Below are 22,846 nucleotides of genomic sequence, written 5' to 3'. Positions count from 1 at the left end.
CAATGATTTGGGTTCTGCTAATAGTTATTCTATTAGTAGGTTTCAAGAAAGAAGTAGTTCACAAAAAGACTAGCATACTGACTAGTTATTTATTTTAATGTGCCTAATACTTATAGCTATAAAACTTTACTAAAATTCAGCATATTTGTACATATAATTCCTTCTTGGTTCAACTACATCTCCCATTAAAAGAGACACCATTTTTTCAGCTTTAGCCGCATCATCTATGGTAACCTGCTGAAGAGTTCTAGTTTCAGGATTTAATGTAGTTTCCCAGAGTTGATCTGGATTCATTTCACCAAGCCCTTTATATCTTTGAATTAAAGCTCCTTTACCTATTTCCTTCTTTGCTTTAATTAGTTCATCATCACTATAAGCATAAGTTTTAATTTCTTTACCTTTTACAATTTTATATACTTTATATAAAGGAGGTAATGCTATATATAAATGACCATTTGTTATTAAAGATCTCATATACCTGTACACATATGTCATCCATAATGTTCTTATATGATATCCATCTACATCAGCATCACTTAATATTATTATCTTATCATATTTTAAATCATCTTCATCATAATTATCTAAAACCCCAGTTCCTATAGCAGCATTAAAAAGTTTAAGTTCTTCACTAGCTAGAACATTTTCTAGCTTTTGTTTTTCTGTATTCATTATTTTACCTTTAGATGGCATTATGGTTTGGAATCTTCTATCTCTAGCTTGCTTTGCACTTCCACCAGCCGAATCACCTTCTACTACTATAAACTCAGCTACATCCGGTCTTTTTAGCGTACATACAGATATCTTTCCTGCAAGAGGAGCTGTACCTTTTCCTACTTTTTTCTTTTCCGCATCATTTATTTTTTTTATTTTTTCTCTTCTTGTAGCTGCTGACACAGCATTATTTATGATATTTGAGGCTATCTCCTTATTATCTTCAATCCACTCACTTAATTTAACATAACCTAACTCATTCATCATCGTATAAGCTTCATTGTTTCCCAGCTTAGTTTTAGTTTGTCCTTCAAAAACAGGATTACTTATCTTAACTCTTACAATAGCAGTTAAACCTTCCCTAATATCATCGCCTTCAAAACCTTTATCCTTTTCCTTTACTATATTTAATTTTTTTGCCCATTCTTTAAAAGCTCTAGTCATACCTGTTTTAAAACCAGCTTCATGGCTTCCTGATTCTGTTGTAGGTATATTATTTACATAGCTCGCTATATTTTCAGTAGTAGAATCTGTAAACTGCATACAAACTTCCCCGTATACTCTTATTCCATTAACCTCTTTTTCCCCATCAAAAAGTATAGGTTCCTTATGTATCACTGTCTTGCTTTCATTTAAATAATCTATAAAGTCTAAAAGTCCTCTTTCTGAATGATATTTTTTGACTATAGACTCTTCTTTTCTATCATCTATTAATATTAAAGTTATTCCCTTATTTTGAAAGGCTAATTCTTGAAGCCTTTCATCTATTACATCAAATTTAAAATCTATGGTACTAAAGATCTCTTTATCTGGTTTAAAAGTTATTTTACTCCCAGTCTCTTGCGTCTTTGCTACAATTTCTAATTTTGTAGTAGGAACTCCTGGCATATTTCTATTTAGTTCCTTGTCCAACGTATACTCAAATCTTTGTTTATATACATTACCTTTTTGTTTTACTTCTACTTCAAGCCATTCTGATAAAGCATTTACAACAGCAGCGCCAACCCCATGTAAACCTCCAGAAGTTTTATAATTCTTATTATTAAACTTACCTCCTGTATGAAGTTCAGTAAATACCATCTCTACTCCTGACTTTTTCTTAATAGGATGTATTCCTGTTGGTATTCCTCTACCATTATCTACTATAGTAACACTTTTATCTTTATTTAAAATAACCCTAACTTCATTTCCATACCCGTTAGCTATCTCATCTATAGCATTATCAAGAATCTCCCAAATACAATGATGTAATCCTTTTACACCTGTAGAACCAATATACATTCCTGGTCTTACTCTAACTGGCTCTAATTTTTCTAAAGACGTTAAATCCATAACATCGTAGGAAATATTGTTTTTGTTATCTAAACCCATATTAACCTCCAATAAAACTCTTTTTATATTAATATCTATTTTAAAAGAATATAAACAACACCTTTTTAAAATTTTCTTTATTATCCTTAAAGATATGTTTTTAATTTACTATTTTTATAAAACAAAACACATGTTCTTATATCTAAAAACTACATTCTATTTTAACCATTTTCTTTATTATTTACAAGTTCATTTTATATTTGTTCCATAAAATTCATATTTCACCTCTACATTTCTATATTATATAAGAAACCTCACTAGTATGCACCTATTACATATAGTGAGGTGAATATTTAAATTGTGGTTATTCTTCTTTATCCGATGTCTAGTCATTCTAATATCCACACTTTTTTAAAGTAGGGATAAAGAATGTCACGACCCTGGATAACGGTTTCTAAGGAGTAGAACTTCTAAGAATCCTGTTTATCCGATGTCTAGTCATTCTAATATTCCTACTTTTTTAAGTAGGGATAAAGAATGTCACGACCCTGGATAACGGCTTCTAAGGAGTAGAACTTCTAAGAATCCTGTTTATCCGATGTCTAGTCATTCTAATATCCATACTTTTTTAAAGTAGGGATAAAGAATGTCACGACCCTGGATAACGGTTTCTAAGGAATATAACTCCTAAGAATCCTGTTTATTAGTAGGTGGCATAAAAACGGCACAGAGTCTAATAAGCTGTCTTAGATTTTCTTCCGGAATGCTATTTTCAAAATTAAAAGTCTCTATAGCTTCTTTAGCTAAAATAACAGCCTTTTCCTCTTTTATTCTATTATCTTCATCACGATAATTAACTTCTACATAATTAACTGCCTCAGAAATTGCTCTCAATACACTCTTACCGTTTGCTGTAATATCATCACTACTACCTAAAAAATCTAACAACGTTCGTGCTATTCCAAAGTAATCCTCACTTATATTTAATCCCTTGTCTCTAATCAGATATACAAAATAAGCTATACCTACAACTAACAAAACTACTAAAACATATTGAAGAACTATTTGTGTCATTACAAAGTCCCCCCTTAAGACACGCTCATACTATAATATATGCCTTTATAGCCAAAAGGGACATGTTGTATTTATTTATTTTATAAAGAAGATTGAGTATTAGAATGATTAGACATCAGATAAAATCATTTGTCATTTTAAACAATCTAGTCTTCAATATTAATCCTTCTATTAAGAATAAAAAAGCCTAAAATCATTATAGCGATTCCAATAAAAGTAACTATAAATTGAAATAAAAAATAATTTGCTAATTTTAAATTTTCCATATAAGCCGAAATTAGAATTCCTAATGTATTATTTATTAAATGTGCAAAAATACTTAAATATATTGATTTTGTTTTTAAATATATTATGCCTAAAATTGCTCCTAATAAAAATGCATTTATGCCTTGAACTAAATTCATGTGCATTAAGGCAAATAAAAACGAAGATATAACAATGGCTACTTTCTCATTTAAAGCTTTAGCCATACCATTTAATATTATTCCTCTAAATAGTACTTCTTCAAATATAGGTGCTACAATGCAAACAGATATAAAAAAGACTGAACGTGTGGAAGCTAGATCTTCAAAAGCCTTTTCAACCAATGGATTTACATCTAATTTATTTACAAAAGTGCCTATACTATATTCATAAAAAATCCTAAATCCAATAATTATAAAAATAATTATAAAAAAATACTTAGGCTTTATTTTTTTATGAATGTTTCCTTCACTAAATCTTTGAGCAAATAATTTTAATATAACTACTATAGAAAAATATTTAAATAATATGCCTACAATAAGATTGCCATAAGCAAATGTTTTTCCACTTTCAATAAGCTGATAAAAACTCATACCAAACCCTTCAATAAAAATTGAAATCACTATTATTAATACTGCTTTTAATATTCCAATCTTATCTACTTTTATTTCACCATTCTCTATTCCTTTAATCAAATTCATATATTATTTCTCCCCCTTTATAGAATATAATAATTTCTATATAATTTATTAAATTTCTATCATTAAACTATATTATCTAACCCTACCAATTATTTTCTTCTCCTTGTTACGTTTTTGTAACTTTACTTTATGATGAAATGGTATATAATATTGTCGAATGTATTTCTAAATATATCGAAGGAGAAATAATTATGCAAAATATTAGATCAAGTGGAAGAAAAAAGGCTTTATACAAAAAAAGAATCCTAAGTTTGATTATAACATGTACTATAATAATAGTTGCATTATTTATCAATTTTTTTAATGGTCCTAAAATAGAAGAATACAAATCTCAAAATAATCAACTTAAAACTGAATTACAAAAATTAAAAGAACAAAATGCTAATCTTTCAGAAAAAAATTCAAAATTAAACAAAGATTATTCAGACGTTAAAGCAAAATCTGAAGAAATGACAAAAGTATCTAAATAATATTTTATTAAGTGGGTGGTAATTTTATGAGTACTAAGAAATCCAATAAAACGTTAAAAATTGTACAAGTTGCCTTATTTGCTATATTAATCTTTTGCATCTCTAATATAGCTATAGCTGAAAGTAGAGTTATTAAAGTAAAAAGTGAAAATAAAAATTTATCAAAACAAATAAATGAAATAAAAAATACTAATCAAAAACTTAATGAAGAAAATCAAAAACTTCAATCTTCTATAGATGAAAAAAAATCTTCTTATGAAGAAAAAATGAAAAATGTAAAAATAGCTTATTTAACATTTGATGACGGTCCATCCAAAAACACATTAGACATATTAAAAACTTTAAAAGAATATAATGTCAAAGCTACTTTTTTTGTAAATGGCCACGAAGAATTAACACCTTTATATAAGAAAATAGCTGAAGAAGGACATGCTTTAGCTAATCACACTTATAGTCATAATTATAAAACTATATATTCGTCTGTTAATAATTTTGAAAATGATATTAAAAAACTAGATAATTTTTTAACTCAAATTACAGGCAAAGAACCTACTCATGTATTTAGATTCCCAGGAGGTTCTAATAATACAGTAAGTAGAAAATATGGTGGCAAAACAATAATGAAAGATATTATAAAGCAAATGGATAAAGAAGGCTATGTATACTTTGATTGGAATGTAGATTCCACAGACGCCTCAGCATTTCGTCAAAACAAAGATAAAATTGTTAGTTCTGTAATAAATCAAAGCAAACATACTAACAAAGCTGTTGTACTTATGCATGACTTAAATCCCAAGACTACAACTGTACAAGCCTTACCAGAAATTATAAACGGCCTTAAAGCACAAGGATTTGTTTTTGATGTAATATCTAAAAACTCACCTCAAACTCAATTTATAAAAGTAAATAATTTAAAATAACAATTAGGTTTCTAAGTTTTAGATATTGATTTAATCTGAAGCTTAGAAACCTTTATTTATATAATTATATTAATAAACAGGATTATAGGTCCCCCTATATTTTAGCTAAAATTTAATAAAAGCTTACATTTACATATTCATATAAATAAGCAATTCACACAAAACCCAAATTTTAGTTCACTAATTAAACTTCATATATCTAAGAACAAGAACCTTAGTTACAAAGCCTTTACTTTACTCTTATTAATAATCAATTGAATAAATTCCTTTATAAAATCTTTTTCTTCCTCATCTATTCTACTATCTCCCATATCTCCAGAGTAATGTATTAGTCCATAAGCTGGACTGCTTTTAATATTAGCTAAATTAGCTGGAACAGGAACAGACATCATACCTAAATGTTGCCCAAAAGTATTTATTGCTTTAAGACAAACATCACCACTTCCTTCAGAATTACCACAAGAAGTAAAAGCTATTAATCTTTTACCAAATAAACTAGCATCTTTCCATAATGGAGAAAAAGAATCCATAAAAGCTTTCATTTCTGCAGACACATTTCCAAAATAAGTTGGACAGCCTAAGAAAATATAATCACTTTCTAAAACTTTATCCAAACTAGCAATAGGAACTTGTACAATTTCTTCTAAATAGTCATTTACAACAGGAAAATTTTTCGATAGTTCTACTAAATCATCATCTTTAACTCTAAAAATCTCTACATCCACTCCACTTATCTTTAAATTGTAATATATACTTCTCGCCATTAAATAGGTATTACCACAAACACTATGAAAAATAACAACAGCTTTCATAACTTACCTCCATTACATCCTATTTTATGTATATTATATATTAATTAACTATTTATTATCAAATCACCTATATTATGCTTATACTGTTTATAGTTTGTTATATTTTATTATTTATTATTTAAGAAAATTAAATAATTCCATAAGTACATAACCTCATACAAGTTTTAAATTATGGAATTTTCCTCTTTATTTATATTAGGTAATTATGTCATTTAAAAATTTCATTTACTTTAAAACTTATTAACATCACTTAATTATGTACTATCAAGAATCATATTACAATAAACATACTAGTATAAAACTATTTATATAAAGGAAGTGTTTAATATGTATAAAAAGATTATTTTTTTTAGTAAAAAAACTTTATTTTGCAATTATGCAGTAGAAATACTAAAAAAGGCATTTAATAGTACTGACTTATTAATAGAGCAAGGAGAAGTAGGCACAGCTTTTAATGAAGATTTGAGTTTATATAAGCCTGACTATATAATATCTTTCTTATCTCCATGGATTATTCCTGATTATATGTTAAAACAAACAAAAATAGCAGCAATTAACTTTCATCCTGGCTCACCAAGATATCCTGGAACAGGATGCTATAATTTTGCACTATATGAAAAGTCAAAAACTTACGGAGTAACATGCCATCACATGAAGGCTAAAGTTGACACTGGCGATATTGTTAAAGTTTCTTATTTCCCTATATATAAAAATGAAACAGTAGAATCTCTAAAATTGAAATCTATGATACATTTATTATATTTATTTCAAAATATTACAGACTTAATTTATTCTGGAAAATCACTTCCTAAATCTAATGATTATTGGGAAAGAAAACCTTATACAAGAAAAGAATTAAATGACCTTTGTAAAATAGATCCATTCACCATGTCAAAAGATGAAATTTTAAATAGAATAAAATCAACTACATACCCTTCAGCACCAGGTGCATATATAGATCTTAATGGAAATATATTTAATTATCCAGTTCCAAACAATAAACCTATAGCATAAGCAAGTTCTTAGTTTTACTCCAGCTAAAAGCTAGGACATCGAGCAAATCTTATAATATTTTATAATACTAGTCACAAAAATAAAAAGAGCTGCATGTATAAATTTAATTATATACCATGCAGCTTCTAAAATTTCTATTTTAATTCTTTCTTCTTAAGCTGATTACTCAACTTTAAGTTTTCACTATAATCAACACTACAATCAATAATAGCAGGAACATTTTGAGCAAGTGCCTCTTTAAGGATAGGAACTAATTCCTCTGCTTTATTTACTCTATAACCTTTTAATCCCATCGACTCAGCATACTTAACAAAATCAGGGTTAGTGAAATCAACAAAAGCACATTCTCCAAATTGTTCTTCTTGTTTCCATTTTATTAATCCATAATTGCAATCATTAAATATTAAAGTTACAAATGGAGTGCCTATTCTAAGCGCAGTTTCTAACTCTTGACTATTCATCATAAATCCGCCGTCGCCAGTAACAGCAACAACCTTTTTATCTGGATTAACAAGTTTCGCTCCTACCGCTCCTGGTATAGCTATACCCATAGAAGCAAATCCATTTGATATAATACATGTGTTTGGTTTTAAACAATGATAATGTCTAGCTACCCACATTTTATGAGCACCTACATCAGAAACAACTATATCATCTTCCCCCATAACTTGACGTAAATCATAAAGTATCTTTTGAGGCTTCATAGGGAAACTGTCATCATCTTTATAAGATTCATACTCATTTACTAACTTTTCTTTTATATCTAATCCATATTGAGGTATCTCTTGTCTACTTGAACGTCTTGTTATCTCATATAGAGAGTCTGCTATATCTCCAACTACCTCTACTTTTGGAATATAGCATTTATTAATTTCTGCTTTTTCTGAACTTATGTGAATTATTTCTATATCTCCATTAGGATTCCATTTTTTAGGAGCATATTCTATTATGTCGTATCCTACTGCAATTACTAAATCTACTTTTTCTAAAATACGATTTACATAATCACGTTGTGCAAGTCCTATACTCCAAAGTGATAATGGATGAGTGTATGGTACTATTCCTTTTCCCATAAAAGTATTTGCAACAGGAATATTAAGTCTATTTACCATATCTAATAACGCAGTGCTAGCATTTGCTCTTATTGCTCCATTTCCAACAAGAATAACTGGATTCTTAGCTCTCGAAATTGCAACAGCAGCTCTTTCAATACTACTATAAGAAGCAAATCCATTTTCTACATTTCCATGTTTTAATGGTTTACCTTCTGCTGGCATAGCTGCAATGTTTTGAGGTAAATCTATATGAACAGCTCCTGGTTTTTCACTAGATGCCATTTTAAACCCTTTTCTTATAATTTCAGGTGCTGTATCCGGTCTTACTACTTGTCTATTCCATTTGGTTACAGGAGCAAACATAGCAACCAAATCTAAATATTGATGTGACTCTACATGCATTCTATCTGTACCTGCTTGTCCAGTTATAGCTACTAATGGTGCTCCATCTAAGTTAGCATCTGCAACACCTGTCATTAAATTAGTCGCTCCTGGTCCCAATGTTGAAAGACATACTCCTGGTTTTCCAGTTAGTCTTCCATAAACATCTGCCATAAAAGAAGCTCCTTGTTCATGACGTGTTGTAACAAATCTTATAGTAGAGTTTTTTAATGCATTCATAAAGGTAAGATTTTCTTCACCAGGAATACCAAAAATATACTCTACTCCTTCATTTTCCAAACATTTGACCATTAACTCTGCAGTATTACACTGTTTTGCATTATTTTCTGATTCTGGTTGGTTTTTCATAAACTTCCTCCTAAGCTATCACACATATAAATATAAAATTCGCATACATAATAGCACACTCAGTAAATAAATTCAATAAAAATATAGTTACTTAGTCAAGTAGAAGGAATTTATTTATTTTATTTCCTTCTACTCACACCACTGTATGTACTATTACGTATACAGCGATTCATTAAAAATTATGTATTAGCTGATATCTTTTAGATATGATTTTATAACCAAAATTTTGAATATATTTATTATTTACTATAAACGTATATTTTAATTAACAGAGTTTTATAACACATAAAAAAACAACAGTTTATTTCAAACTGCTGTCTATAAATATATATACTTTAGAAAAATTTCTATTTCTTGTATATTTATAATAAAATTGTATCCACGATAACATTTTATTACTTTAAACAATGCATTTCTTTACATATCCACAATTTTTGTGAAGAAGTTCTTTTGCTTTATTGATTTCTAAATCTGTCTTTATAACTACTATGCTTAATTTCACATCATTATTTGTAGCCCTCAACACTTTGTCAATAGTTATATCATCCGCATCTGTAGTTAATTTAAGTATCCTTTTAGCTCTTGCCACAAGCTTTTCATTAGAAGTTTGTACATCAACCATTAAATTATTATACACTTTTCCTAATTTTATCATAGTTCCAGTAGAAAGCATATTAAGCACCATTTTTTGTGCTGTACCACATTTCATTCTTGTAGAACCAGTGACTGCCTCTGGTCCCACTAAAACTGTTATAGGTATATGGGCAATGTTTGCCATTTCACTATTTGGACTCATGGTAACACTTAACACTCTAGCTCCTACTTTCTTACCATATTCCATAGCTCCTATAACATAAGGAGTCCTACCTGATGCAGCAATGCCACAAACTACATCCAAATTGCTTAGATTCTTTTTGGAGATTTCTTTAGCTCCAAGCTCCTTATTATCCTCAGCTCCTTCAACTGCTTTAAAAATAGCTGTGTTTCCTCCTGCTATTATTCCCTGCACAAGCTCATCACTAACCCCATATGTAGGAGGACATTCGGAAGCATCTAATATTCCTATTCTTCCACTTGTTCCAGCTCCTACATATATAAGTCTTCCACCTCTTCTTAACCTTTCAGCTATAGCATCTACTGCCTTTGCTATGTTCTCTTTTTCTTTTTCTACAGCCTCAGCTACTTTTTTGTCTTCTTTATTTATCATTTCTATCATTTCAAGTGTACTTACACTATCAATATTTGTAGTATCTTTGTTTATCTGTTCTGTTGCAAGTTTTGATAGCTCCCCAGTATTCATTTTCATATCTCCTATTACTTTGTAAATTTAAATTTTTGCCACGGTTCCACATAATCAAGTAAAAAAAGGTCTTTTTCTAAAATCTTTCCAACTATATTTGTTCTTCCAGAGTTTTTCATATCTTTAAGGGCTATTTGAAGCTCACCTGCATAATGTCCATACAATGACGTATCTATTATTATATCCCCTCTTTTAATATCAGGAGTATTAAATGGTAGAAATTCATGTTCTTTATATTTAACTCTGCTTTGAGTGGAACGTATAACATAGTCTGAAACATCACCTCTGTTAAAATGAGGTTCATTTAATACAATATTTTTTTCAATCTCTGGTATATTATTAATAAGTTCTACCTTAAAGGCAAGCATATCTTTATCCATTTTACTTAATGCTTTAAGTTCTTCCTCTGAAGCAAAGGCATTAGCAATTATAACATCATCTATAAGCCCTGTTACAAATAAGTGCTTAGCTTGAGATTCTATATCCATTTCTCTATGCATTTCAAGAGTGCATAGTCCCTCATTTAAAGGCCATGGTCCAAAAGTTGCGGCCTTGGAATTTATAAACGCTGCAGTTCTTATGCCTAAGTTTTTAAATTGTTTAGAACATTTTATAAAATGCTTATAATTTAAACCCGTATACCTATGGGGGTAAAAATTATGACAACCCATTAATTTGTCCACATTAGGTTTATAACTCATTATATTTTCTATGTATTTTGTACCATTGCTAATATTTAATTCTATAAATAAATCTTCATTGTTGTATGTCATAATTGACTCTTCATTTCCTGTAAAGCCCATATCTAGTCTTATACCATATGCCCCCATTTTCTTAAAAAAAGATAAATCACTATAACTTATTCCTATTTCATTAAAAACTTTTGGACTTACATCTGCAACTACCTGCATATTCTTATTTTTAGCAACTCTTAGAGTTTCCTTAAACTCACTTAATATTTTTTCTTTATTACCCTCTACAGAAAGCAGGCATGTAAATATCCTTGTAAATCCATATTTAGCCGCAAGTTCTATATACTTTATGTTCTCTTCCATAGAAGCATGGCCTGGATAAACAGCAATTCCTAACCTTTTCATATATAAATCACCTCTTTACTGTTGTTATATTGCCAAGAATAACTCTCTTTTTCGCCCCAGTAGCCCTCATTACATTGCTACAATTCCCATTCATAGTTTCATTAGCTAGAACAGCAAAAGCCACCGCTTCTTTTGCATCTGAAGACATGCCTATATCTTCACCTGTTAAAATTCTACATTCTGGCATGAGTTTTTCAAGCATCCCTATAAGAGTCTTATTGTAGCTGCCTCCACCACCTATTATTACCTCATCTATCTTATTTTTAGTAAATATAAATCTTCTATAATTTTCACTTATAGATTTAGCAGTAAACATTGTTACGGTAGCTATTATATCTTCTGAGGAAATACGGTTAAATTTATTTAGAAGCTTATCTACAAACTGACTTCCAAAAAGTTCTCTTCCAGTAGTTTTGGGAGGTTCCATTTTTATATAATCTATATTCATAAGTTCCTTTAGAATATTTTCATCAACTTTACCTAAAGCTGCAAAAGCTCCATTCATATCATAAGGACACCCTTTAAGTCTTTTTGTTACCTCGTCTATTATCATGTTTCCGGGGCCAGTATCAAAAGCATAAATATCGTCTAAATTACACATAGCAGGAATTACGGTTACATTACCTATTCCCCCTATATTTTGAAGGGCTCTGTTTTTTTTACACCTATATAGTATATACTCAGTGTAAGGTACTAAAGGAGCACCTTCTCCACCTGCTGCCATATCCATTGTTCTAAAATTTGACACTACAGTGGTATTTGTTTCAAAAGCTACAACAGAAGGTTCTCCTATCTGAAGTGTTGATCTAAAAAAATTCTTATTACGCCTTGGAATGTGATATATAGTTTGTCCATGAGAACCTATAAAATCAAGTTTATTCAAATCAAAATTTGCCTTATTGCATACATTTTTAACCGCATTAGAAAATACATATCCTAATTCAAAATTAAGGCTGCAAATTTTTTCTACATTTGATTTTGAGGTACTGCAGCAACAATAGATTTTTTCTTTTAGTTTTTGTGGTATCTCCTCATTTATAAATTCTATAAGCTGAACTTTTGTATCTATTCCACAACCTTCTATACTCACAAGAGCTGCATCTATGCCATCTAGTGAAGTACCTGACATAAGACCTACTGCGTACTTTTTACTCTGATTCATTCTTAATTCCCCACTTTTTAAGTGATAGATAATACCCACCTTTTGCAGATGATACATCCCCATATTTAATGGTTACACCTTTAATTCTATTTTTAATATAAGAATCAAAAGTTTTCCTAACAATATTAATTTTTGTAATTATGCTTCCTTTTAGTGCTACTTTTATATCATGAGGCTCTCCCAATTTTATCCAAACTCTTTCTGTAATTTTTGCAATATCTACTCCTGCATTTTGTAAAATTTCTACTGCATTTTTCTCCCCTTGTTCTGCCATTTTAGATATAAGTGGCGCTATTGCTGCTATTTCATTTTTAGTGGCGGAATATATAAATTGTTTAATACTATTTATACTCTCAATATCTAAATTTTCTAGTATAGCCTCAGTCAGCTCACTATTTGATAATCCTTCCTCATAATCATATATCATTTTTTTAAGAGCCTCCATTACTATATAGTATCCGCTGCCTTCATCTCCTAAAAGATGTCCCCATCCACCAGAGATTACACTTAAACCTTTGTAAGTTCCTATGCTTATAGAGCCAGTTCCTGCTATAGTAAGTATTCCTTCATCACCCTTAAGAAGTGCATATAATGCAATTTGTGCATCATTATAAATCTCAGGAATTATATTAAGTCTTTTCTGTACTTCATCTTCAACTATTTTTCTGTTTTCACCTACTTCTACACCAGCAATACCCATATAAATTCCTACAAGTTTATGTTCCTTTAGGTTTAAAGTGCACTCTTCTATTGACTCAATAATATTTGAAATTGCTACTTCCTGATTTAAAGTTAGATTTGCATATCCCTTTAATGATTTAAACAATTCCTCCCCTTGCCTGTTATAAGCTATAGTTTCAGTTTTTGTTCCTCCACCATCAGTGCATATAACATATTCCATACTATCACCTTCTGACTACATTAAATATTTGCATTTATCCCATGTCTAGCCATTCTAATACTCCCATCTCACTCTGTGAAAGCGATTCGCACCAAATCGAAGATTTGGACTCTCTGCTTTTCTTTAAAGTAGGAGTAAAGTATGGCACGACCCTGGATAACGGTTTCTAATTTGTATCCCCTTAATTCTATGTTAATTGTCCATATTAAGCTTTGCTAAATATTTACTAGAATTTCAATAATATTTCCCAGCTCATCATCTGGTATAACTATACCTAAAACTTCTTCTATATCCACAATTCCTATTTTTAATGTATTAAAAAGTTCACTATATCTAGATAAAATTAGCTGTAAATTACTACATTTGCCTGTCTCTTCTCGATTAACTAACTTTTCAATCAAACATCCAAAATGCATTAACAAGCCATTAAATTTTTCTATATCAATAAGAATTTCATATTCTTGTTTCATATGATCTAATATTTCAACAAATTTATTTGTAATAAATTCATAATTATCTAAATTTAAACAATATCTGTAAACAGCCTTAATACCTTTTATTACTTCATTCTCTTCAGCATCAACATCTATAGGCTTATCCATAAATTCATTAAAAAAATCACCTATACTTATATAATTAATACCCTCTACTTCAGGATTAAATGCACTTATAATATACTCTATGTCATGCTCTTTTTTAATTTTCAAAACAGCTTCTTTAAATTCACTTTTATCTTTCATACTTAAATTAAATACTTCATATTCATCCTTATTAAACTTGTTATATATAAGCTGTTTAAGTTTGTGAGCTGTACCTTGTCCTGTTAAACATGCAGTGATAATTACTTTCGTATTTTTATTAATTTTTTTATCTATAGAACCTCCTACATATTTACTTTCAGTAGCTACAGACTTTAAAATCTCATCTAAACTTTCATTAAGAAGAGCCTTTCTTGTGGCCTCTATAACAATAGGTGTACTGACCATATCCACAGTTTCAACTCTGATTCCAGTATTTTCTTTTATAATATTGCTAAAATATTTCAAAGAACCCATATCTGCTAATATTAAAGTACCCTTGCCTTCATCCTTTTCCTTTACTAATTCTTCTATTTTTAAAAGAGCTTCCTCAGGTTTCATATAAAGTGGCATATCAAATCCTACTGCATAATTACTGTTAAGTAAACTGTTTGAAACCTCTACCATAGAAGAGGCAGTTGAATTACCATGCATGGCAACTATTATTGCAACTTTTCCCTTTTCTACTGAATAATCTGCTGCAAAAAACATAGTTATGAATCCTATTTCACCTATAGGTACAGTTATATTGTATTTTTCTTCTAATTTATATGAAAGTAAAAGTGCTAATTTAAATTCCTGTGGATATTTCTTTCTAACACTATCAATTTTCGGATTTTCAATTACTATGTTTTGTTTAATTCTTACTAAAAATGTATCTATATGCATAAGTAATCCTATAAAAATACTTCTAGGGATTTCCCTTTTTAACTTATATTCCGCTAACTTCATAAAACTTTTAAGCATATCATATAGTTCATTATTAACAATTACTTTTATATCTTCATTTTCATCTTCTCGTATGTTGTGAATATAGTTATTTATAAACTTCCCTACATCAACTACTAATCTATTTTTTATTTCATCTTGATTATTTCCTTTTTCCTTTAAAGATTCTGTCCTTTTATCTATAAAATCATAAATATTAGGTGATATAGTATATTTGTCTTTTAAATCCTCTATATCATTTGTTATTGTTGTATCGTAACAATCTAAAGTCAATTCTCTTGGATTGATTTTTTTAGTAAAGAGAAGACTATTTCTAATTTCTTTAGAAAAGTCCTCAAGTCTTATTTTTATATTATCATTATTAAACATACTTCTTAAAAAAGCTTTGGCAGATGCTATCTGAAGATCACTTTTAAGCTGCCCTATATTATTGGGACATCTATAATTTATTATGGCTGTAAGTGCTTCCTCTTCTATTTGGATTTTCTTTGATACTCTCTTTGATTCAGCATTTAAGAAATTCTTTATTAATTCTAGTCTTTCATTTACAGACCACTCTCTAAGTGGTGGAAGTGATATAGTTACTGGTATTCTTCTTGCAAAAGTTTTCAAAAGAACCGAGCTTATATTTTCTGTTGTTGCACTTATTATCATAACATTTATTTTAATTGGAGTTGTTCCTCCTAATGGTATATACTGTCCTTCATCTATAAGAGTAAAAAGCATCTCTTGTCCTTCTGGTGGAAGCCTGTGAACTTCATCTAAGAAAAGTATTCCATCTCTACTCTTCTCTACAATTCCCTCTCTATCTTCATGAGCACCAGTATACGTCCCCTTTTTAACTCCAAATAAGTGAGAAATTAGTAATTGAGCATTATTTGCATAATCAGCACAATTAAACACTGCAAATTTATTTTTATCTCTTACTCTTCCAATTTCTAAAGCATATCTAAATATACATTTTGCAAAATAGGATTTACCCACACCCGTTTCACCTACAATAAGTGTATGAAGACCATTAGGAGGGTATACAACCGCAGCTTTAGCAAGTGCTATTTGATGTTTTAAGCTTGTATCCTTACCTATACAATTATCAAAAACAGATACATTTTCACACTTATCAGCATCTTCCTTGAGTTTTTCAATTTTTATATAGTAGAATACAGGTCTTCCTGTAGTCTTATGAATACTTCCATCGTCAATCAATTTGCTAAGTTCTCTAGATACATTTGATCTTTGCATCTTTAAATAGCTACTTAGCATATCTGTAGTTACTCCTTTTATACTTCCATCATTTTCATACTGATGTAAACATATTTTTCTTAAAGCTTTATATATAGCTAAAACACTATACATACTATATTCCTCACTTCTTTCTAGGCTTATTTCTATACCTTATTGCCTCTTTTTCATGTTTTGCCATAATGTCTCTTGTTATTTCAAAAAACATTATACTTTCTATAGAAAATATAGCAATTAATATATTTAGAACCCAAGGACTTATAGACTTAAATACAATAAGTGGTACTAAAATGGTAAGCGGTGCAGCAAAAGCTAGTATCCACCTATTTATCTTAAACTTCGTTGTTATTACATTAGATATTTTAACTCCTGCCAATATAATAGTAACAAATGCAACAAAATAAAATATTCTATACATTCACATCACCCTAGATTATATATTTATTTTCTAAATTCCTCATACATTTTAACCATCTGCTCTATCAAACATTTCTCTGATATAGCTGTCATAAGCTGATCTTGAGCATGTACCATAAGAAGGGACATTTTAATTGATTCTCCATTTAATTCTGTTTGTATAAGTTTAGTTTGAGTATTATGGGCTAAATCCAATTCTTCTTGAGCTTTTTTTAATTTTTCTTGCGCAACTTTTATATGCCCATTTCTGGCTTGTTCCAATGCTTCATATGCTAATGCTCTAGCATCTCCTCCGTGTGATATTATATTAAATATTTCTTCTTCCATTGATATTCCCTCCGCTTATGTACTAAAGTCCTTTAAATTGTGGTAAATATTCTTTATTTAATTCAAACAAGTCATGAAGTAATGCTTTTGCAACGTCTACTGATGGAACAAGAGGGTGATTTTGAAGAGCTAATAATGCCTTTTTCTTGTCTCCTTTAACTCCAGCCTCTGTAGCTAAAATTTCATAACTCTTAACTGCCTGCATAAGTCCTAATATTTCTGTAGGTAATTCTCCTCTAAGGCTAATTGGAGTCGCTCCTCTACTTCCTATAATGCAATTTACTTCTATAACTGAATCATCTGGAATACCTTTTATAGTTCCATTATTTAACGTATTAACAGTATGAATATCGTTTTTGTCATTATATATTGCACTAATAAGTGATACTGCCGCATCTGAATAATAGGCTCCACCTCTCTTTTCTAGTTCCTTAGGCTTTACGTTAAGATCTTTTGATTTGTATAACTCAAATAATCTCTTTTCTATCGCTTGTACTTGTTCTGCTCTTGTACCTTTGTTTGGATCATTGGCAACTTCTTTCTCTTCCTCTACCATCTTATCAGTCATGTAATAATATCTATGATATGGGCATGGAAGCATTCCTAATGCTCTTATAAATTCGGGATTCCACTTCATATTATATATATTTTTCATGTTTAGAACATCACCATCAAGAAGTTTTTCAAGTACTATATTTGTCACATCTTGATCCTTAACCCAAACTTTTTTCCCCCATACAAGATGATTTAATCCTGCAAATTCTATAAATACATCTTTATATGGAACATCAAGCATATTCGCTACGTCCATTTGCATATGAATTGGTACATTGCAAAGTCCTATACATTTAACATTAGTATATTTTAATATAGCTTCTGTCACAAGCCCTGAAGGATTTGTGAAATTAATAAGCCATGCATTAGGGCAAAGTTCTTTTATATCTTTGCATATATCAAGTAGTACTGGTATTGTTCTCATAGCTTTAGCAAATCCACCAGGTCCTGTAGTTTCCTGTCCTAACACATCATATTTCAATGGAAATCTTTCATCTCTTGCTCTAGCATTAAGTCCTCCTACTCTAAATTGAGTAACAACAAAGTCTGCATTTTTTAAGGCTTCTTTCCTATCTAATGTTAATACTAACTTAATATTTGCTCCTACCTTTTCAATCATCCTTTTTGCAAGATTTCCTACTATATTGAGTTTCTCCTGACCTTCTTTAATATCTACCATATATATTTCATCTACTGGTAATTCCTCTGCTCTTTTCAAAAATCCCTCAACTATTTCTGGTGTATAACTACTTCCACCGCCAATAACTGCAATTTTTAGTCCTTTCATTAGATAACGCCTCCATGGGTAAATTTATTTTAAAATAATTGGGAATTACACTGAAAAATAATTCCCAATTTAAGTCTAATTGTTTTAATATAACTAGTTTAAATTAGTTATAACTCTAACTGATTTGAATTACTAGCTGACTGAACATTTGCTTCCTGTTCTTTTATCAGATTCTTTTCATATGCCTTAAAAAATGGATAATAAATTAAAGCTGATATTAGAATGTTTATGCATACAAGAACTATTGCTCTCCAATCTCCACCTGTTGCAAGATATGCCCCTATAGGTGCCGGTAAAGTCCAAGGTGCCAATATAAATGGTCTTGACACAAGGTTTGCAGACATAGCACCCCAAGAAATTAGACATTCTACTAATGGTGCTAAAACAAATGGTATCATAAATAGAGGATTTAACATGATTGGAGCCCCAAATATAACTGGCTCATTTATATTACATATTCCAGGAATTAACGAAGCTTTTCCTATATCCTTCAAATATTTTGATCTGGAGAATACCATCATTACAACAAGTCCTATAGTTGCGCCAGAGCCTCCAATCCAAACAAACCATTGGAAAAATGGTTCAGGAGCTATATTGGGAAGAAGTGTTGCTCCTGATGCATGTGCTTTTGTATTAGCATCTAAAAGAGTAAGCCAAATTGGTCTTGCAACAGTACCAACGATTGAGTCTCCATGTATTCCACACGCCCAAAGTAATGCAACAAGTAAAGTAGGAATAAGTGCTCCAGGCAGTGTATTTCCTGCATACACAAGAGGCTGGAATATTTTCATTATAAATTGTTGAATATCAAAGTTTATTATATGTCTTACAATAAATACAGTAATTATAATAACTGCTGCTGGAATTAATGCTGCAAAAGAATTTGCAACAGATTCAGGAACTCCTTCGGGCATTTTTATTGTTAATTTCTTTTCTTTTGTAAATCTAAGTACTTCTACTGCAAATATGGACATTATAATCGCAACAAACATTCCGGATCCACCAAGATTTTCTAGTGGAAGAACCCATCCTAAATCCGGTTTATCCACAGCCACTGGTAAGTTTGTTAAAAGGAAAGCTACAACTGCTAAACTTCCGCCAGATAATTCATTTAGCTTATATGATTTAGCAAGACTATATCCTATTCCAAAGGCAGCATATAGTGCCATAATACCCATTGTCAACCTATACGGGAACAATATCTTTAATATGTATGGTTTTACAGCTGCTGCCCAAGATGGAACAGGTGGAAAAGCTATGATTAAGAAAAAACTGCCTACTATTATCATAGGAATAGTTGAAATAATACCATCACGAATTGCTCTCAAATGTCTTTGTTCGGATAATTTAGTCATTGGCGGCAAGAGATACTTCTCGAGCCAGTCAAAAAACGATTTCATTTTTTTACCCCCTTGTATAATATGACTTGTAAATATAGGTACTAACTTATTAAAAGCTCCTTCAGCCATTACTGATAATCTTAAAAATCTAATTGTAGAGCTTATAGATTTAATCCTGTACTTGATGATTCTGTCAGCTTAGCTTTATCAATGAATATTAACAATATCCGTTTTTAGAAAAATAACTTACTAAGCTCGATGAAGAAATTGAACATCACCTAAAAGCTTTTAATCATACTCTGTCCACTATTCATGGCATCGAGCCTGTTATTCCCACTGGCCTTGTATCACTTGTTATCTTTGAAACTTTTTAATTTGCTCTAAAACTTTTGGTGCACCTACTGGAGTGTATCCCATAGGAACTATTAATTCAATTGGTACATTTAATTTTTTTGCTTGAGTTCTAAATACTTCAAGTCTATGTCTTATCTGTGGTGCTATTAATACCAAATCATAGTCTTTTTTAACTTCGTCTTCAAATTCAGAAGTTCCTACAGCTTTGATCTCTAATGGGAAATCTTTCTTATCTGCTTCATTCTTTATTGCCTTAACCACAATAGCACTGGACATTCCTCCCGAACATACCATTAATACTTTCATTTTGTCACCTCCTAAGATTTATCACATTATTATATATAGCAAGACCCATGCCATTCCTTTTAAACGGGCATTTGTAAATGTTGTCATTTTTAGTGTATCAATCAATAATATTTGATACACTAAAAATGATACATTGATTATTGATACTGTAATTACTTAATAAAAAAAAGAGAGGTATAAATACCTCTCTCTTAATTCACACTATCTAAACATTAATAAGTCCAAAATACCGCTGCTCTGATTTTGACACCTATCTCTCAGATAGGTGGGTGTTCTCACAGATGTTTCATTAACCTTGCCAATTTATTTGGTCTTATAGATTTATTCACATCTAAATATTGAACTCCCTTATGCATACTGTAGGTTCAAAATAAGAGCTCCACAAATATTCCAGACGTTATATTTTTCCTTATATGAAAAAAATTATTGTAATTCTTCCATATGAGAATATTATATCAAATTATATATAAAATGCAATATCTATTTATAATTAAATACACTTATTTTTAGTAATTAATGGTTTATTTTAGTTAACATTTAATAAGCGACATATATATGATTAGCAAAAGTAGCAGTTTTATTTTTTAGTTTTTCCATAGTTTTTTTATTTATAAACCCATTTTTGTACATAGTTTTCAAAACAACTTCCTGCCTTTTTTTAGCCCTATAAAAATTTTTATTAGGATTATATTTACTAGGGGCTTGAGGTAATCCCGCAAGCATAGCACATTCTTCTAAGGATAGTTCCCATACATGTTTATTAAAGAATTTTAAACTTGCATTTTCAATACCATAAGCTCCTTCTCCATAATATATAACATTTAGATACATCTCTAAAATTTCTTCTTTTGTATACTTAGCCTCTAATTTAATTGCTAATACTAATTCTTTAAACTTTCTAACATAACTTTTTTCATCTGATAAAAACAAATTTTTGGCTAACTGTTGGGTAATTGTACTTCCCCCCTGTTTAATTTCACCTTTTCTTATATTTGTAATAAAAGCTCTTCCTATACCTACTATATCAAAACCATAATGTCTAAAAAACCGCTTATCCTCTGTAGATATTATAGCATTTTTTAAGTCTTGAGGAATTTTATCTATTTCTACATAATTAGGTGTATTCGATGAAATTTTATTTTTCAAATTTTCTTTTATAGAGTATTTACCGTTATCGCTCTTAAATAACGAATTATTTGCTAAAAGGAATATAAAAATTCCTAATAATATAAATTTGGCTACCTTTTTCATCGAATATCTCCTCATTCTTCTATATTTTATTTAATATTTAATTGTTCTCTAAATATATTTTATTCTTTAAGGAAAGTGTAATCTATCGAATCACATTACATTTACTCGTTTAATCTTACACTTTTGTAATTTTTAAATGATAAAATAAAAGTAGCCACTTTTAAAGTAACTACTTTTACTATTAAACAACCAATAAATATATTTAAAATCTTATTTTTTTCTTTACATTATCATAAGTTACCTTATGCTCTTTATCTTTAATATTGTGTTAAATAAAATTTGTTAATGGTACTCCGCTTCTACTTTATTATCAATTATTTGAAGATCATTCTCTTTTATTATATCAATAAGCAACTTTGCATAAATTTTTTCTCCATCTTTATTTTCTACAGTACTGTATCCTGATTTCTCTATAGCCTGAGCTTGTTCAATATAATGATTACTTAAAAAAACTCCATATTTTTTATACCTTTTATTTTCAATTAAAAATTTTCCATAGTCTTGAAGAGACTTGTCTACATTTTCATAAACTCTGAATTTATCATTTATAACCTTATCATAAAATTCCTTAGTCTCCATAGTTACCACTTTACCTGTCCAACTTTTATCTGCCTTTATTCCAAACAAGTTGTTTGATTTACTTGCTAATTTAGATTTTCCCCAATTACTTTCCAATGCTGCTTGAGCTATTGTTACAGAAGGCAATATTTTATATTTTTTATATAGCTTAATAGCTTCAGGTGTTAATTTATTAATAAATTTCCTGTTTACAGATCCTTCTTTTAAATTTTTACTAACTAGTCCAATATATTTTAAATCTTCTAAATAAGAATATACCTTTTTCTTGTCTTTTTCATTTAAAAAAAGTTCATCTAGAACTTTGTCTATGTCTTTTAATCTATACTTACCTTTATCGTTGATAATAAACTTATTGGCTAACGCTTTTAAATCTTTACTATTTACTTTTGTAAAATCATTTTTATATCTGACTGCATCAATAGCAGCTAAATATTTCCAATTAACTTGAAGTTTCCCCTTACTTACTTCATCAGAAGTATTTATATACAATCTCACATTTATTTTATTTTTGTCTATGTTATTATTAAATATAAAATACCTTGTACTGCATAACAAAACTAATATAATTATTAAGTATTTAATCCATTTTCTTTTTTTATTATTTTTTGTCATTTCTATTTCTCTCCATAATATTACAT

The 22,846-nt window shown here is 29.6% G+C and carries 20 protein-coding genes and 1 other RNA gene; 3 read left to right on the top strand and 18 right to left on the bottom strand.

All coding sequences use genetic code 11. The features are described 5' to 3' along the window. Positions 1 to 129: 129 nt before the first annotated feature. From OW729_RS15735 to OW729_RS15725, 3 genes are all read right to left on the bottom strand, one after another. Positions 130 to 2,085, bottom strand: a complete 1,956-nt coding sequence (locus tag OW729_RS15735) for a DNA gyrase/topoisomerase IV subunit B (protein WP_268062508.1) — start codon at positions 2,083 to 2,085, stop codon at positions 130 to 132. Between the two features lie 627 nt (positions 2,086 to 2,712). Then, positions 2,713 to 3,099, bottom strand: a complete 387-nt coding sequence (locus OW729_RS15730) for a hypothetical protein (protein WP_268062507.1) — start codon at positions 3,097 to 3,099, stop codon at positions 2,713 to 2,715. Positions 3,100 to 3,245: 146 nt separating this feature from the next. After that, complete coding sequence (locus OW729_RS15725) at positions 3,246 to 4,043, bottom strand: CPBP family intramembrane glutamic endopeptidase (RefSeq protein ID WP_268062506.1); 798 nt, start codon at positions 4,041 to 4,043, stop codon at positions 3,246 to 3,248. 191 nt (positions 4,044 to 4,234) lie between these two features. On the opposite strand from OW729_RS15725, the gene OW729_RS15720 reads away from it, so the two are divergent. Both OW729_RS15720 and OW729_RS15715 read left to right on the top strand, forming a co-directional pair. Further along, positions 4,235 to 4,513, top strand: a complete 279-nt coding sequence (locus tag OW729_RS15720; RefSeq protein ID WP_268062505.1) for a hypothetical protein — start codon at positions 4,235 to 4,237, stop codon at positions 4,511 to 4,513. Positions 4,514 to 4,539: 26 nt separating this feature from the next. Then, positions 4,540 to 5,433, top strand: a complete 894-nt coding sequence (locus OW729_RS15715; RefSeq protein ID WP_268062504.1) for a polysaccharide deacetylase family protein — start codon at positions 4,540 to 4,542, stop codon at positions 5,431 to 5,433. 218 nt (positions 5,434 to 5,651) lie between these two features. Here the strand turns inward: OW729_RS15715 and OW729_RS15710 are convergent, their stop codons facing one another. After that, a complete protein-coding gene (locus OW729_RS15710) occupies positions 5,652 to 6,245 on the bottom strand; it encodes a flavodoxin family protein (protein ID WP_268062503.1) in 594 nt (197 codons plus the stop codon). A 327-nt stretch (positions 6,246 to 6,572) separates the two neighbouring features. On the opposite strand from OW729_RS15710, the gene OW729_RS15705 reads away from it, so the two are divergent. Next, positions 6,573 to 7,259: a formyltransferase family protein gene (locus OW729_RS15705; RefSeq protein WP_268062502.1), complete on the top strand. Its 687-nt coding sequence runs from the start codon at positions 6,573 to 6,575 to the stop codon at positions 7,257 to 7,259. A 134-nt stretch (positions 7,260 to 7,393) separates the two neighbouring features. On the opposite strand, the gene OW729_RS15700 is transcribed toward OW729_RS15705, so the two are convergent. The 14 genes from OW729_RS15700 to OW729_RS15635 all read right to left on the bottom strand — a co-directional run bounded on the left by OW729_RS15700 (position 7,394) and on the right by OW729_RS15635 (position 22,820). After that, on the bottom strand, positions 7,394 to 9,064 hold the full coding sequence (locus tag OW729_RS15700; RefSeq protein ID WP_268062501.1) for an acetolactate synthase large subunit: 1,671 nt from the start codon (positions 9,062 to 9,064) through the stop codon (positions 7,394 to 7,396). A 400-nt stretch (positions 9,065 to 9,464) separates the two neighbouring features. After that, positions 9,465 to 10,364: an N-acetylmuramic acid 6-phosphate etherase gene (murQ, locus tag OW729_RS15695; protein WP_268062500.1), complete on the bottom strand. Its 900-nt coding sequence runs from the start codon at positions 10,362 to 10,364 to the stop codon at positions 9,465 to 9,467. Between the two features lie 14 nt (positions 10,365 to 10,378). After that, the gene (locus OW729_RS15690; RefSeq protein WP_268062499.1) at positions 10,379 to 11,461 is read right to left on the bottom strand and encodes a DUF871 domain-containing protein; all 1,083 of its coding nucleotides are present in this window, start codon (positions 11,459 to 11,461) and stop codon (positions 10,379 to 10,381) included. Positions 11,462 to 11,468: 7 nt separating this feature from the next. Continuing rightward, entirely contained in the window at positions 11,469 to 12,623 is a 1,155-nt protein-coding gene (gene anmK / locus OW729_RS15685; protein ID WP_268062498.1) for an anhydro-N-acetylmuramic acid kinase AnmK, read from the bottom strand. Beyond that, on the bottom strand, positions 12,610 to 13,524 hold the full coding sequence (locus OW729_RS15680; protein WP_268062497.1) for an N-acetylglucosamine kinase: 915 nt from the start codon (positions 13,522 to 13,524) through the stop codon (positions 12,610 to 12,612). Before OW729_RS15680 ends, anmK begins: the two co-directional genes overlap by 14 nt. A gap of 215 nt (positions 13,525 to 13,739) precedes the next feature. Then, positions 13,740 to 16,406, bottom strand: coding sequence for a sigma 54-interacting transcriptional regulator (locus OW729_RS15675; RefSeq protein ID WP_268062496.1), 2,667 nt, complete (start codon positions 16,404 to 16,406; stop codon positions 13,740 to 13,742). 10 nt (positions 16,407 to 16,416) lie between these two features. Then, entirely contained in the window at positions 16,417 to 16,710 is a 294-nt protein-coding gene (locus OW729_RS15670; protein ID WP_268062495.1) for a hypothetical protein, read from the bottom strand. Between the two features lie 23 nt (positions 16,711 to 16,733). Next, positions 16,734 to 17,036 (bottom strand): PTS lactose/cellobiose transporter subunit IIA, encoded by a 303-nt coding sequence (locus OW729_RS15665; protein ID WP_268062494.1) that lies wholly within the window; start codon positions 17,034 to 17,036, stop codon positions 16,734 to 16,736. A gap of 22 nt (positions 17,037 to 17,058) precedes the next feature. Further along, positions 17,059 to 18,378, bottom strand: coding sequence for a 6-phospho-beta-glucosidase (locus tag OW729_RS15660; RefSeq protein WP_268062493.1), 1,320 nt, complete (start codon positions 18,376 to 18,378; stop codon positions 17,059 to 17,061). A 107-nt stretch (positions 18,379 to 18,485) separates the two neighbouring features. Beyond that, positions 18,486 to 19,778 (bottom strand): PTS sugar transporter subunit IIC, encoded by a 1,293-nt coding sequence (locus OW729_RS15655; RefSeq protein ID WP_268062492.1) that lies wholly within the window; start codon positions 19,776 to 19,778, stop codon positions 18,486 to 18,488. Between the two features lie 294 nt (positions 19,779 to 20,072). Beyond that, the gene (locus OW729_RS15650; RefSeq protein ID WP_268062491.1) at positions 20,073 to 20,378 is read right to left on the bottom strand and encodes a PTS sugar transporter subunit IIB; all 306 of its coding nucleotides are present in this window, start codon (positions 20,376 to 20,378) and stop codon (positions 20,073 to 20,075) included. A 214-nt stretch (positions 20,379 to 20,592) separates the two neighbouring features. Further along, positions 20,593 to 20,778, bottom strand: a non-coding RNA gene (gene ssrS, locus OW729_RS15645) — 6S RNA. Between the two features lie 137 nt (positions 20,779 to 20,915). After that, positions 20,916 to 21,629, bottom strand: a complete 714-nt coding sequence (locus tag OW729_RS15640) for a transglycosylase domain-containing protein (RefSeq protein ID WP_268062490.1) — start codon at positions 21,627 to 21,629, stop codon at positions 20,916 to 20,918. A 282-nt stretch (positions 21,630 to 21,911) separates the two neighbouring features. Continuing rightward, on the bottom strand, positions 21,912 to 22,820 hold the full coding sequence (locus OW729_RS15635; protein WP_268062489.1) for a glycoside hydrolase family 73 protein: 909 nt from the start codon (positions 22,818 to 22,820) through the stop codon (positions 21,912 to 21,914). Between the last annotated feature and the right edge of the window lie 26 nt (positions 22,821 to 22,846).

Origin of the sequence: Clostridium brassicae (genome assembly GCF_026738875.1) — a bacterium.
GTDB classification, from domain to species: domain Bacteria; phylum Bacillota; class Clostridia; order Clostridiales; family Clostridiaceae; genus Clostridium_H; species Clostridium_H brassicae.
The sequence above is the reverse complement of the archived record's forward strand: the minus strand, read 5'-3'. Positions and strand labels throughout refer to the sequence as shown.

Coding starts and splice junctions, on each gene's coding strand:
- OW729_RS15735 (WP_268062508.1), bottom strand. CDS start 2,085: ATGGGTTTAGATAACAAAAACAATATTTCCTACGATGTTATGGATTTA.
- OW729_RS15730 (WP_268062507.1), bottom strand. CDS start 3,099: ATGACACAAATAGTTCTTCAATATGTTTTAGTAGTTTTGTTAGTTGTA.
- OW729_RS15725 (WP_268062506.1), bottom strand. CDS start 4,043: ATGAATTTGATTAAAGGAATAGAGAATGGTGAAATAAAAGTAGATAAG.
- OW729_RS15720 (WP_268062505.1), top strand. CDS start 4,235: ATGCAAAATATTAGATCAAGTGGAAGAAAAAAGGCTTTATACAAAAAA.
- OW729_RS15715 (WP_268062504.1), top strand. CDS start 4,540: ATGAGTACTAAGAAATCCAATAAAACGTTAAAAATTGTACAAGTTGCC.
- OW729_RS15710 (WP_268062503.1), bottom strand. CDS start 6,245: ATGAAAGCTGTTGTTATTTTTCATAGTGTTTGTGGTAATACCTATTTA.
- OW729_RS15705 (WP_268062502.1), top strand. CDS start 6,573: ATGTATAAAAAGATTATTTTTTTTAGTAAAAAAACTTTATTTTGCAAT.
- OW729_RS15700 (WP_268062501.1), bottom strand. CDS start 9,064: ATGAAAAACCAACCAGAATCAGAAAATAATGCAAAACAGTGTAATACT.
- murQ (WP_268062500.1), bottom strand. CDS start 10,364: ATGAATACTGGGGAGCTATCAAAACTTGCAACAGAACAGATAAACAAA.
- OW729_RS15690 (WP_268062499.1), bottom strand. CDS start 11,461: ATGAAAAGGTTAGGAATTGCTGTTTATCCAGGCCATGCTTCTATGGAA.
- anmK (WP_268062498.1), bottom strand. CDS start 12,623: ATGAATCAGAGTAAAAAGTACGCAGTAGGTCTTATGTCAGGTACTTCA.
- OW729_RS15680 (WP_268062497.1), bottom strand. CDS start 13,524: ATGGAATATGTTATATGCACTGATGGTGGAGGAACAAAAACTGAAACT.
- OW729_RS15675 (WP_268062496.1), bottom strand. CDS start 16,406: ATGTATAGTGTTTTAGCTATATATAAAGCTTTAAGAAAAATATGTTTA.
- OW729_RS15670 (WP_268062495.1), bottom strand. CDS start 16,710: ATGTATAGAATATTTTATTTTGTTGCATTTGTTACTATTATATTGGCA.
- OW729_RS15665 (WP_268062494.1), bottom strand. CDS start 17,036: ATGGAAGAAGAAATATTTAATATAATATCACACGGAGGAGATGCTAGA.
- OW729_RS15660 (WP_268062493.1), bottom strand. CDS start 18,378: ATGAAAGGACTAAAAATTGCAGTTATTGGCGGTGGAAGTAGTTATACA.
- OW729_RS15655 (WP_268062492.1), bottom strand. CDS start 19,778: ATGAAATCGTTTTTTGACTGGCTCGAGAAGTATCTCTTGCCGCCAATG.
- OW729_RS15650 (WP_268062491.1), bottom strand. CDS start 20,378: ATGAAAGTATTAATGGTATGTTCGGGAGGAATGTCCAGTGCTATTGTG.
- OW729_RS15640 (WP_268062490.1), bottom strand. CDS start 21,629: ATGAAAAAGGTAGCCAAATTTATATTATTAGGAATTTTTATATTCCTT.
- OW729_RS15635 (WP_268062489.1), bottom strand. CDS start 22,820: ATGACAAAAAATAATAAAAAAAGAAAATGGATTAAATACTTAATAATT.